Here is a 12,511-nt window from a genome sequence, read left to right as displayed (position 1 = left end):
CTGGATGAACGCCTACCGTCGCATCGCCCGCAGGCGGGCTCCTACAGTCCATGCGATCGCGTAGGAGCCGGCTTGCCGGCGATGCTTTCCGCCTTAACGCCGGAGCTCGCAATCAGCTATCGCGGCTGTGCACGCTCTGCCCGGCGGCGAAGGTTTCCTTGATCACCCGGTCGTCACCCAAGGTAATCAGGGCGAACAACCGTTCGGCCAAGGTGTTGCTCTGCTTGAGGCGATAGTCGATCAGCGGCGTGGCCTGGTAATCGAGCACCACGAAATCCGCTTCCTTGCCCGCCGCGAAGTTGCCAATGCGCTCGTCCAGATACAGCGCCCGGGCGCTGCCCAGCGTCGCCAAGTACAGAGACTTGAACGGGTCGAGCTTCTGCCCCTGCAACTGCATGATCTTGTACGCCTCGCTCAGCGAACGCAGCTGCGAAAAGCTGGTGCCGGCGCCGATGTCGGTGCCCAGGCCGACGCGTACCTTGTGCTGTTCCATGCGGCGCAAGTCGAACAGGCCGCTGCCGAGAAACAGGTTGGAGGTCGGGCAGAAGGCGACAGCCGAGCCGGTCTGCGCCAGGCGCTCGCATTCCGCGTCGCACAGATGCACCGAGTGAGCGAATACCGAGCGCGGGCCGGTCAACTGGTGCTTGTCGTAGACATCCAGGTAGCCGCTGTTTTCCGGAAACAGCTCCTTGACCCACTCGATCTCCTGGCGATTCTCCGAGAGGTGAGTGTGCAGATACAGATCCGGGTATTCGCGCAGCAGGCGCCCGGCCATGGCCAGTTGTTCCGGCGTGCTGGTCGGCGCGAAGCGCGGCGTTACCGCATAGTGCAGGCGGCCTTTGCCGTGCCATCGTTCGATCAGTTCACGGCTGTCGGCATAGCCTGACTCGACGCTATCGGTCAGCGCCTCGGGGGCATTGCGATCCATCAGCACCTTGCCGGCAATCATGCGCAGGTTCAGCGCTTGTGCCGCTTCGAAGAGTGCATCCACCGATTGCTTGTGCACGCTGCCGAATACCAGTGCGGTAGTGGTGCCGTTGCGCAGCAGCTCTTTTAGGAACACGCCCGCCACCTCATCGGCGTGGGCCTTGTCGGCGAAGCGCATTTCCGTAGGAAAGGTGTAGGTGTTCAGCCAGTCGAGCAGTTGCTCACCATAGGCGCCGATCATTCCGGTTTGCGGGTAGTGGATATGGGTATCGATAAAGCCGGGAGTAATCAGCGCGTTTTCATAATGCGTCAGTGCAACGCCACTCAGGCGTGGCAGCAAATCGGCAGCGTGGCCAACCTCGCGGATCTTGCCGTCTTCCACCAGCAGAATACCGTCCTCGAAATAGGCGTAGGACGCCTCGATACCGACTTCGGCCGGATCGGCCAGGCTTTGCAGAATGGCGCCGCGGTAGGCGTGGGTGACGTTGGACATGGGGCCTCGATTGCAATTCGGTGGAGCAGGGCTTGGCATCGCGCGCAGGCGAAAGCCTGCAGGGCCGAGCGCACTGAGCGGGGGCGCTCGCCGGGGTGAAAGGGGATTTTGCGGGACAACGCCTCCGCCGACAAGAATGTCGGCGGAGGCGGGCTCAGGACGCCGCGCGCGGGGATAGATCCAGCGATTGCGTCGCCGACTCGGCCGTACGCAGTGTTTCCGGCAGGAACATCAGCAGCAGGGCTGCACAGCCGGCAACCGCCGCAAGCACCAGAAAGGCGCTGTCGTACCCGCCGGCTTCTGCCACGTAGCCGGCCAGGCCGTTGCTCAGCGCCGCGCCGATGCCGAACACCAGGCTCACCGCAGCCAGGCTGATGTTGAAGTGGCCGCTGCCCTGTGTCAGATCGCGCACCATCAGCGGGATGAGCGCGCCGAACAGCCCTGCACCGATGCCGTCGAGCAGTTGTACCGAGACCAGCCAGATCGGGTCATCGCTGAGCGTGTACAGCACGCCACGGATCGGCAGGATCAGAAAACCGGTCATCAGCAGCGGCTTGCGGCCCCAGCTGTCAGCGCGGGCACCGACCAGCATGGCAGCAGGGATCATCACCAACTGGGCGGCGACGATGCAGGCCGAGATAAGCGTGGTGGCCAGATCCGGGTTGGCCAGGGCCAGTTTCTGACCGACCAAGGGCAGCATGGCGGCGTTCGCCAGATGGAACAGGGCGCAGCTCAGCGCCAGCAGAACCAACGGTGGCTGGCTCAGCAAGTGGCGCAAGGGGGTAAGCGCTGCGCCGGCTTGCCGTCCGCGTGCCCTGTCGGCATCGATGGCGTTTGGAGGAATGCCGAGGGCCGAAATCATGCTCAGCAGCGCCATGCCGGTCATCAGGTAAAACACCGCCGCTGGGCCCCACAGGTAGGCGAAGGCACCGGCGAGCAGGGCCGCAGTGGCATTGCCTGCATGGTTGAAGGATTCGTTGCGGGCTATGCGCCGGGTAAACGCTTTCGGGCCGACGATACCCAGGGTGATGCCGGCCAGCGCGGGGGCAAAAACCGAGGAGGCCATGCCGGCTGCCACCTGGCTGATGACGATCCAGGTAAAACCCGGTTGCCACAGCGCTACCAGGCAGGACAACGTCACCAATGCCGCCGCCATGACGATCAGCACGCGCTTGTCTTTGGCCCAGTCGACCAGCGCGCCAGCTGGTATCTGCGAGGCCAGTCCGGCCAGCCCGCCGAGCGCCATTACCAGGCCGATGTCGCCTGCCTTCCAGTCATGCACCGTCAACAGGTAGATCGCCAGGTAAGGCCCCAGCCCGTCGCGTACATCAGCCAGGAAGAAATTCAAACGATCCAGTTTGGCTGCGCATGCGTATGTCGGCATGATGAATCTCGCGAGGAGGGGATGGAAAGCCAAGGCAAGGCGCCCGGACAATGTCACTGGTTTGGCGATTGGATCGCTGCCGGTGATGGGGCGTTCCGTATATGTATGGGCAAGCACGCAGCCAACCTGCGCTGCTGTGCTAAACTCCCCGGCCCTTCTGGCGATTGGCCAGTTTTACGCACTCGAAAGCATTGCGCCTCAAGGACTTACATGACGCTGTGCGCCGCTGACTTGATCCTCTGTTTGGTTGCCGTGACGGCGGGCTTGCCAGCATGCGCCTGAAGTCCATAAAGCTGGCGGGCTTCAAGTCCTTCGTCGACCCCACTACGGTGAATTTCCCGAGCAACATGGCGGCGGTCGTCGGGCCAAACGGCTGCGGCAAGTCTAATATCATCGATGCCGTGCGCTGGGTGATGGGCGAGAGCTCGGCGAAGAACCTGCGTGGCGAGTCGATGACCGACGTCATCTTCAACGGCTCCAACACCCGCAAACCGGTGACCCAGGCCAGCATCGAGCTGATCTTCGACAACTCCGACGGCACCCTGACCGGCGAGTACGCGGCCTTCGCGGAAATCTCCATTCGCCGGCGGGTGACCCGAGACAGCCAGAACACCTATTTCCTCAACGGCGTGAAGTGCCGGCGTCGCGACATCACCGATATCTTCCTCGGTACCGGCCTGGGGCCGCGCAGTTACTCGATCATCGAGCAGGGCATGATCAGCAAGCTGATCGAGGCCAAGCCGGAAGAGCTGCGAAATTTCATCGAGGAAGCCGCGGGTATCTCCAAGTACAAGGAGCGCCGCCGCGAGACCGAGAACCGCATCCGCCGTACCCACGAAAACTTGGCGCGTCTGAGCGACCTGCGCGATGAGCTGGAACGGCAGCTCGAGCGCTTGCATCGCCAGGCCCAGGCGGCAGAAAAGTATCAGGAATACAAAGCCGAAGAGCGCCAGCTCAAAGCCCAGCTCACCGCGTTGCGTTGGCAGGCGTTGAACGAGCAGGTTGGCCAGCGCGAGGCGGTGATCGGTAACCAGGAAGTTGGTTTCGAGGCTCTGGTTGCCGAGCAGCGCAATGCTGACGCCAGCATCGAACGCCTGCGCGACGGTCATCACGAGCTATCCGAAGGTTTCAACCTGGTGCAGGGGCGCTTCTATTCGGTGGGCGGCGATATTGCCCGTGTCGAGCAGAGCATTCAGCATGGCCAGCAGCGCCTGCGCCAGTTACAGGACGACCTGCGCGAAGCCGAGCGCACGCGCCTGGAAACCGAATCGCACCTGGGCCATGACCGCACTTTACTGGCGACCTTGGGCGAAGAACTGGCCATGCTCGAGCCGGAGCAGGAAATTACTGCCGCCGCAGCCGAAGAGTCTGCCGTCGCTCTGGAAGAAGCCGAAACGGGCATGCACGGCTGGCAGGAGCAGTGGGACGGCTTCAACCAACGCAGCGCCGAGCCCCGTCGCCAGGCGGAAGTGCAGCAGTCGCGCATCCAGCAGCTGGAACACAGCCTGGAACGCCTCAGCGAGCGCCAACGGCGCCTGGTCGACGAACTGCAGCAGTTGGCCGCCGACCCCGAAGATGCGGCGATCATCGAGTTGGGTGAGCAGATCGCCGTCGGTGAACTGGATCTGGAACAGTTGCAGGAGCAGGAAACCGAGCAGGCAGACGGTTTGCAACAGCTTCGCGAAGACCTTCAGCATGCAGGCCAGGCCCAGCAGCAGGCTCAGGGTGAGCTGCAGCGCCTGAATGGCCGCCTGGCTTCTCTGGAAGCGCTGCAACAGGCTGCGCTGGATCCCGGCACCGGCGCGGCAGAGTGGTTGCGCGAACATGGCCTGGACAAGCGCCCACGCTTGGCCGAAGGTCTGCGTGTGGAAGCCGGCTGGGAACTGGCCGTGGAAACCGTGCTCGGCGCCGATTTGCAGGCCGTTCTGCAGGATGATTTCAATGGCCTGGACTTCTCCTCCCTGGATAAGGGTGAGCTGCGCCTGGTGTCGACCGGCAGCGATGGCGAGCGAATACCCGGCAGCCTGCTGGACAAGATCGAATCACCGGTCGATCTGACCCCCTGGCTGGGTCGCGTGCGCCCGGTTGAGAACCTCGACCAGGCCTTGGTAGAGCGCGCAGGCCTCGCGCCCGGCGAAAGCCTGGTCAGCCGTGATGGTTACTGGGTCGGCCGGCATTTTCTGCGCGTTCGCCGTGCCAGCGAGGCGCAGAGCGGCGTGCTCGCACGTGGCCAGGAGCTGGAAAGCCTGGGCCTGGAGCGCGAAGAGCGCGAGGCCGCATTGGCGCTGCTCGACGAGCGCTTGCTGGTGCTGCGCGAGCGTCAGCGCGATGCAGAAGAATTACGTGAACAGCAGCGTCGTCAGCTGCAGGATCAGGCGCGTCGCCTGGGCGAGCTGAAAGCTCAGCTTTCTGCTGGTCAGGCCAAGGCCGAGCAACTACTGCTGCGTCGCCAGCGCATCGAGGCCGAGCAACACGAGCTTGCCGAGCAGCGTGCTCTGGAGCATGAGCAACTCGGCGAATCACGCCTGCACCTGCAGGATGCGCTGGACAGCATGGCCCTCGACAACGAGCAGCGCGAGAGCCTGCTGGCCAGCCGCGACGCCTTGCGCGAACGGCTCGACCGGGTGCGTCAGGACGCCCGCCAGCACAAGGATCATGCCCACCAGCTGGCGGTGCGCCTGGGCTCGCTACGCGTTCAGCACGATTCAACGCGCCAGGCGCTCGAACGCCTTGAACTGCAATCCGAGCGCCTGCATGAAAAGCGCGAACAGCTTGATCTGAATCTGGAAGAGGGCGCCGCCCCGCTGGAAGAGCTGCGCATGAAACTCGAGGAACTGCTCGAGCGGCGTATGAGTGTCGAGGAAGAGCTGCGTTTGGCGCGGCTGGCCCTTGAAGATGCCGACCGCGAACTGCGTGATGCTGAAAAGCGCCGTACCCAGGCCGAGCAGCAATCGCAATTGTTGCGTGGCCAACTGGAGCAGCAGCGCCTTGAGTGGCAGTCGCTAAATGTACGCCGCAAGGCCCTGCAGGATCAGTTGCTGGAAGACAGCTACGACCTGCATGGGGTGCTCGCCACGCTGCCTGAGGGCGCCAGCGAAAATGCCTGGGAACAGACGCTGGAGCAGATGGCGGCACGTATCCAGCGCTTGGGCGCGATCAACCTGGCGGCCATCGAGGAGTACCAGCAGCAGTCCGAGCGCAAGCGCTACCTGGACGCCCAGAACGCCGACCTGGTCGAAGCACTGGATACCCTGGAAAACGTCATCCGCAAGATCGACCGGGAAACCCGCAACCGTTTCAAGGAAACCTTCGACCAGATCAACGCCGGTCTGCAGGCGCTTTTCCCGAAAGTTTTCGGTGGCGGCAGCGCATATTTGGAACTCACCGGCGAAGATCTACTCGATACCGGGGTGACCATCATGGCGCGCCCGCCGGGCAAGAAGAACAGCACCATCCATTTGCTGTCCGGCGGCGAGAAGGCATTGACGGCGCTGGCGCTGGTATTTTCGATTTTCCAGCTCAATCCGGCCCCGTTCTGCATGCTCGACGAGGTGGATGCGCCGCTGGACGATGCCAACGTCGGGCGGTATGCGCGGCTGGTCAAGGAGATGTCGGCAACCGTGCAGTTCATCTACATCACCCATAACAAGATCGCCATGGAAATGGCCGATCAGTTGATGGGCGTGACCATGCATGAGCCTGGCTGCTCACGACTGGTGGCGGTGGATGTGGAGGAGGCATTGGCGATGGTGGATAGCTGAAGCGTCGCAACACAGATTCTGTTGCGTAAAAACTGCCGGGAGCGGCGGTTTTACAGTGTTTGCCGGTGTAAAGTTGTCTTTCGTCGTGCTAGCTTAACGCCCACTTTTGTTGCACGTGGGAAAACGCCATTCAGAACATGGAGTTGGCGCCACGTTTCAAGGTCATCAAGACGGGCCAGGACGCCTTTTTTTATCAATTTTTGCTCTAGGGGTCAGGACATTTCATGGAATTCGGTCTACGCGAGTGGCTGATCATCATCGGTATCATCGTCATCACCGGCATCCTTTTCGATGGTTGGCGGCGGATGCGCGGTGGCAAGGGCAAGCTGAAGTTCCGGCTGGATCGCAGCGTATCCAATTTGCCTGATGAGGACGGTGATCCCGATCTGCTCAGCCCGCCCCGAGTGATTGAGCGCAATAACGAACCGTCGCTGGACGAGGACGATCTGCCGTCGCTGAGCGCGCGGGACGTCAACAGCCGTCGCCGTGGCGAGCCGCGCCAGGGCGATCTGGATCTGGCCGCTGACGAGCCAGTGCCGATGTTGCTGACGCCAGTCGACGACGAAGACAGCGGTCGCGACAGCCTGTCCGCCAAAACGGTGAACAAGGATCAGGCGCCGGTTGACGAAGTGCTGGTGATCAACGTTATTTCTCGCGATGAGCAAGGCTTCAAGGTCCCTGCACTGCTGCAGAACATTCTGGAAAGTGGCCTGCGTTTCGGCGAGATGGATATCTTCCACCGTCACGAAAGCATGGCTGGCAATGGCGAGGTGCTGTTCTCGATGGCCAACGCACTGAAGCCGGGCACGTTTGACCTGGACGACATCGAAGGTTTCAGCACCCGTGCGGTGAGCTTCTTCCTCGGCTTGCCAGGCCCGCGCCACCCCAAGCAGGCTTTCGATGTGATGGTCGCCGCGGCGCGCAAGTTGGCTCACGAGCTCAACGGCGAGCTGAAAGACGATCAGCGCAGCGTACTTACTGCACAAACCATCGAGCATTACCGTCAGCGCATCGTCGAATATGAGCGCCGACTGTTGACGCAAAAACGCTAAACGGCAGCTTTTAGCTGCAAGCCCCAAGCTACAAGCCACGCGCTTGGCTTGGGGTTTTTCATTTCTGCACTGCCGCCGTACCTTGTCGAGAACTACCGCATGAAAGACTCCGCCCAACGCATCCTCGAACTGCGCACCGAACTGGATGTGCACAACTACCGCTATTACGTGCTCGACGAGCCAAGCGTTCCGGATGCCGAGTACGATCGACTGTTCCGTGAGCTGCAAACACTCGAAACCGAGCACCCGGAGCTGGTGACGCCGGACTCGCCGACCCAGCGTGTGGGTGGCGAAGCGCTCAGCGCCTTTGGTGAGGTGCGCCATGAAGTCCCTATGCTCAGCCTCGGCAACGCCTTCGAGGAAGACGACCTGCGGGCTTTCGATCGCAGCGTGCAGAGTGGTCTCGGTCTGCAGGGCGGTGATCTGTTCGGTGGTGGCGTGGACGTCGAATATAGCTGCGAGCCCAAGCTCGACGGCCTGGCGGTGAGCCTGCTGTATCGCGACGGCAAGCTGGTGCGCGGCGCTACCCGTGGGGATGGCACCACCGGTGAAGACATCAGCGTCAACGTGCGCACCATCCGCAACGTGCCGCTCAAGTTGCAGGGCAGCGGCTGGCCCGATGTGCTGGAGGTGCGTGGTGAGGTGTTCATCTCCCGCGCGGGCTTCGAGCGACTGAATGCCAGCCAGGCCGAGATTGGCGGCAAGACCTTCGCCAACCCGCGCAATGCCGCGGCCGGCAGCCTGCGCCAGCTGGATTCGAAGATCACCGCCAGCCGCCCGCTGGAGTTCTGCTGCTATGGCCTTGGCCAGCACAGCGCCGAGCCGGCCACGACTCAGGTCGGCATGCTGCAGCGCCTGAAGACCTGGGGCATTCCCATCAGCCCCGAGTTGAAGCTGGCCAAGGGTGTCGAAGACTGCCTGGCCTATTACCGAGATATCGGTGAGCGGCGCATGGGCCTGGCCTATGACATCGACGGCGTGGTGTTCAAGGTCAACAACATCGAAGATCAGCAACAGCTGGGCTTCCGCGCACGCACGCCGCACTGGGCCATCGCCCACAAGTTTCCCGCCATGGAAGAGCTGACCGAACTGCTCGACGTGGAATTCCAGGTCGGCCGCACCGGTGCCGTGACGCCCGTCGCGCGTCTCAAGCCGGTCAAGGTGGCGGGGGTGACGGTTTCTAACGCGACATTGCACAACATGGACGAAGTCGCGCGCCTCGGCGTGATGATCGGAGACACGGTGATTATTCGCCGCGCGGGGGATGTGATCCCGCAGGTGATGCAGGTCGTCACCGAGCGCCGTCCCGAAAATGCCCGCCCGATCGCCGTGCCTGAACAATGCCCGGTGTGCGGCTCGGCGGTGGAGCGCACTCAGTTGATCAAGCGCAGCAAGGGCCGCGAAACCGTCAGCGAGGGCGCGGTCTATCGCTGCGTTGGGCGCCTGGCCTGCGCGGCTCAGCTCAAGCAGGCGATCATCCATTTCGTCTCGCGTCGCGCCATGGACATCGAAGGCCTGGGCGAGAAAAGCGTCGAGCAACTGGTGGACGAAGGCCTGGTAGGCTCACCAGCCGATCTCTACACCCTGCAGTTCGAACAGATCGTTGGCCTCGAAGGCTTCGCCGAGGTGTCCAGCCGCAAGCTGCTCGATGCCATCGCCGACAGCAAGCGACCGAGCCTGGCACGCTTCATCTATGCGCTGGGCATTCCCGATGTCGGCGAGGAAACCGCCAAGGTGCTAGCCCGCTCTCTGGGCTCGCTGGAACGCGTCACCCAGGCGCTGCCCGAGGTGCTGACCTACCTGCCGGATGTTGGCCTGGAGGTCGCCCACGAGATTCACAGCTTCTTCGAGGACGAGCACAACCAGACCGTCATCAAGCACCTTCTCGAGCGTGGCCTGGAACTTCAGGATCAGGGCGAGCTGTCCGCCGAGTTCGCGGCCAGCACCACGCTGGGCGGGCTGCTCGACAAGCTGAATATTCCCTTCGTTGCAGTGACCGGCGCGAAGAACCTGGCGGAGCGCTTCAAGAGCCTCGACGGTGTGATCGCTGCTGACTGGCTCGACCTGAGTGCCATGAAGGGGCTCAACGAGAAGGCCAAGCAATCGGTGCGGGAGTTCTTTGCCAAAGCGGAAAATGCCGAGCGCGCACGCGCCATCGAAGCGCAATTGCGTGATTTCGGCATGCACTGGGAAAGCGAGAAGAAGGTGGTCGAAGGCCTGCCGCTGGCCGGCCAGACCTGGGTGCTCACCGGCAGCCTGGAAGTGATGAGCCGCGATATCGCCAAGGACAAGCTGGAAGCCCTGGGCGCCAAGGTCGCTGGCTCGGTATCGGCGAAGACCACCTGCGTGGTCGCCGGCCCCGGTGCCGGCTCGAAACTGGCCAAGGCTACCGAGCTGAACGTTGCCGTGCTCGATGAGCAGACCTTTATCGCCAGGCTGGCGGATTACGGCGTCGGCACCGAGTGATTTAGTAGCGACAGCTAATCCCCATCACCCTTATTCGTTGCTTCTCGTAGCCTGGCGTTGAGCGCAGCGACACCCGGGAAGACCCCTGGGTATCGCTGCGCTCAACGCCAGGCTACGATCCAACGATCGCCAACGTGCGCGTGGCGTAACGACCGTGTAGGAGCCGGCTTGCCGGCGAATGGCGGTCATGCCTGGGTTCTGCGTGATGGCCGCAATCGTTCTCGCCCGCAAGCGGGCTCCTACGGTGTATGGCTTGTTTAGGAGCCGGCTTGCCGGCGATCCCGGCATCAACCCTCAGCCACCCGCGAACATCATCCAGAACGACACACCAACACCGACGATGCTTTCCCCGGCCACCAGGCCGGCCGCTGCGGCGATGGTGAAGCGTTCGCCCAGGCTCCTCCAGCGTGACTGAATCACCCAGGCGAGCATTGCGCCCAGCGCCATCATCAGCGAGATGGAGGCGGGGATGATGAACGCCAGGCCGAATGCCGCCGAGCTCGGCAGCAGGCGGGCAAAGGTCGATTGCACGGGCAGGCTGGCTTCCAATATGCCGAACAGCACGCCGCAGAGGGCGCCGACCAGCATGGCCCAGCGGATGCTGCTGTTGATCGAGTCGAGGCCGTAGCCCAGCACTTCGGCTACCGCTTTCCAGGTGGCCACTGCCGGAGCGGGCCATTGCTCGGTAATCAGCATGGCCTGCGGGTCGGGAATCAGAATCTGATAGACCAGCACGCCGACGATGCTGCCGACGAAGATGCCCAGGCACTGGGCGATCAGCTGGTTGTAGGGTTTGGCACCGATGGCATGGCCAACCCGGAAGTCATTGAGCAGATCGGTGCATTGCCCGGCAGCGCCTCCAGCGGTATTGGCAGCCATCAGGTTGACGCCGACCTGACCCGGCGCGATGAGACCGAAGGTCAGCTGGGACAACTGGCCCGTGGCACCAATCGGGGGAATGCCGGTGGCGCCCACCACCCGCGCCGCCATGCAGGCGAGGGCGACCGCCAGCGGCACGCTGAGCAGCGCCATCAGCGGGTCGATATCGAACAGCAGTACCTGCAACGTGACCACCAGCAGTGATGCCAGTGCGAGCATGACCAACGGCAGCTTTGCCGGTGCCTGTCTGCTGCTGCCGGGCGCCGCTTTGGCCAGGCGCCGGCTGACGCGATAGCGCACTGCCAGGGAGGTAAGCGTGGCGCATACCAGCAATGTCACGCCGGGCCACAACAGCCATTCCACCAAGGGGCCGAATTGCGGGCCGCTGGCGTCTTCTGCGATGGGCACCAGGCCGCTGCCGAGCAACCAGGGCGCCAGGCCACCCCAGGCGATCAACGCACCGAGCAGCAGGGAAAGACCGACGCGAGTACCGATGATGCCGCCAAAACCGATCAGCAGTGGTGAGGGATCGAGGCTGAAGGTAAGCCGTTCCAGGCTCGCCGAGGGCGACCAGCGCGGCAGCGCCAGCAGCGTATCGGCCCACTTGACCAGGCCGCCGAGCAAGGCTGCCGCGCCCAGCACGTAGAGACGCTGCAGCGCGTCACGGCCATGGTTGTAGACCTGCTGCATGGTTTCCAGGGTGGCGACCGCTTCGGGAAAGCGCAGCCTCGTGTCCTCGACCATGCTGCGGCGCAGGTACCAGGCCACCCAGATACCCAGAAAACTCACCGAGAACACCCAGGCCACCAGTGGCAGTGTGGGCAGTTGCTGGCCGGTCAGCAGGGTATAGGCCGGTATCGGCGCGACCAGACCGCCGGAGATGATAGACGCGGCAGCCGATGCCGTGGTCTGGTTGATGTTGCTCTCGCGCATGCTCCAGGCGGTGCCCAGACGCCAACGCACCAGGCTTTGCCAGATACCGTAACTGACCAGCAGGGCGATGATCGACATGTTGAACGACCAGCCGATCTTCAGGCCGGAATAGATATTCGAAGGCGTCAGCAAGGCGCCAAGCAGCACACCTGAAAACAGTGCACGGAAGGTGAGTTCGCGGTCGGCGGGCATGGCGAACCTGCGTCTGACGGATGTCGTCGTTTGAGGCGACAGGTCGGCGTGGGTTCAGTCTTATCGAGAGGGGCGTGTTGCGGGGATGCAGCGGGGCGCCTGGTGACGCCCCGCCGATAGATCAGTTGACCGCGTCGGTCAGGGCCTTGGCCGGTACGAACTTCACTACTTTCTTGGCAGCGATTTCGATGGCTTTGCCAGTCTGCGGGTTGCGGCCGGTGCGGGCAGGGCGCTCGCTGACCTTCAGTTTGCCGATACCTGGCAGGGTGATTTCACCACCATTTTCCAAGGCGTCGCTGACGATCTCGCTGAGTTGATCGAGCGCCGCACGGACGGTGGTCTTCGGCGTGTCGATGGCTTCTGCGATGTCACCGATCAATTGGTCTTTGGTAATGGCCATGTGGTTGCTCCTTGGGGATGAAAA

7 protein-coding genes are annotated in these 12,511 nt (G+C 62.9%); 3 read left to right on the top strand and 4 right to left on the bottom strand.

Annotation, left to right across the window (positions count from 1 at the left end):
- Positions 1 to 112 precede the first annotated feature (112 nt).
- Both guaD and K5Q02_RS18495 read right to left on the bottom strand, forming a co-directional pair.
- Positions 113 to 1,420 carry a guanine deaminase gene (guaD, locus tag K5Q02_RS18500; RefSeq protein WP_225832961.1) on the bottom strand — a complete coding sequence of 436 codons (1,308 nt, stop codon included), beginning with the start codon at positions 1,418 to 1,420 and terminating at the stop codon, positions 113 to 115.
- A 154-nt stretch (positions 1,421 to 1,574) separates the two neighbouring features.
- Positions 1,575 to 2,804 (bottom strand): MFS transporter, encoded by a 1,230-nt coding sequence (locus K5Q02_RS18495; protein WP_225832959.1) that lies wholly within the window; start codon positions 2,802 to 2,804, stop codon positions 1,575 to 1,577.
- Positions 2,805 to 3,076: 272 nt separating this feature from the next.
- On the opposite strand from K5Q02_RS18495, the gene smc reads away from it, so the two are divergent.
- From smc to ligA, 3 genes are all read left to right on the top strand, one after another.
- A complete protein-coding gene (gene smc, locus K5Q02_RS18490; RefSeq protein ID WP_225832955.1) occupies positions 3,077 to 6,565 on the top strand; it encodes a chromosome segregation protein SMC in 3,489 nt (1,162 codons plus the stop codon).
- A 224-nt stretch (positions 6,566 to 6,789) separates the two neighbouring features.
- On the top strand, positions 6,790 to 7,617 hold the full coding sequence (gene zipA, locus K5Q02_RS18485; RefSeq protein WP_225832951.1) for a cell division protein ZipA: 828 nt from the start codon (positions 6,790 to 6,792) through the stop codon (positions 7,615 to 7,617).
- Positions 7,618 to 7,716: 99 nt separating this feature from the next.
- Positions 7,717 to 10,083, top strand: coding sequence for an NAD-dependent DNA ligase LigA (ligA, locus tag K5Q02_RS18480; protein WP_225832947.1), 2,367 nt, complete (start codon positions 7,717 to 7,719; stop codon positions 10,081 to 10,083).
- A gap of 294 nt (positions 10,084 to 10,377) precedes the next feature.
- On the opposite strand, the gene K5Q02_RS18475 is transcribed toward ligA, so the two are convergent.
- Together K5Q02_RS18475 and K5Q02_RS18470 are read right to left on the bottom strand one after the other, a co-directional pair.
- A complete protein-coding gene (locus tag K5Q02_RS18475) occupies positions 10,378 to 12,087 on the bottom strand; it encodes an OPT family oligopeptide transporter (RefSeq protein WP_225832945.1) in 1,710 nt (569 codons plus the stop codon).
- 121 nt (positions 12,088 to 12,208) lie between these two features.
- Positions 12,209 to 12,487, bottom strand: a complete 279-nt coding sequence (locus K5Q02_RS18470; protein WP_013791713.1) for an HU family DNA-binding protein — start codon at positions 12,485 to 12,487, stop codon at positions 12,209 to 12,211.
- Positions 12,488 to 12,511: the final 24 nt, after the last annotated feature.

Origin of the sequence: Pseudomonas sp. MM211 (assembly GCF_020386635.1) — a bacterium.
In the GTDB taxonomy this organism is placed as follows: domain Bacteria; phylum Pseudomonadota; class Gammaproteobacteria; order Pseudomonadales; family Pseudomonadaceae; genus Aquipseudomonas.
The sequence above is the reverse complement of the archived record's forward strand: the minus strand, read 5'-3'. Positions and strand labels throughout refer to the sequence as shown.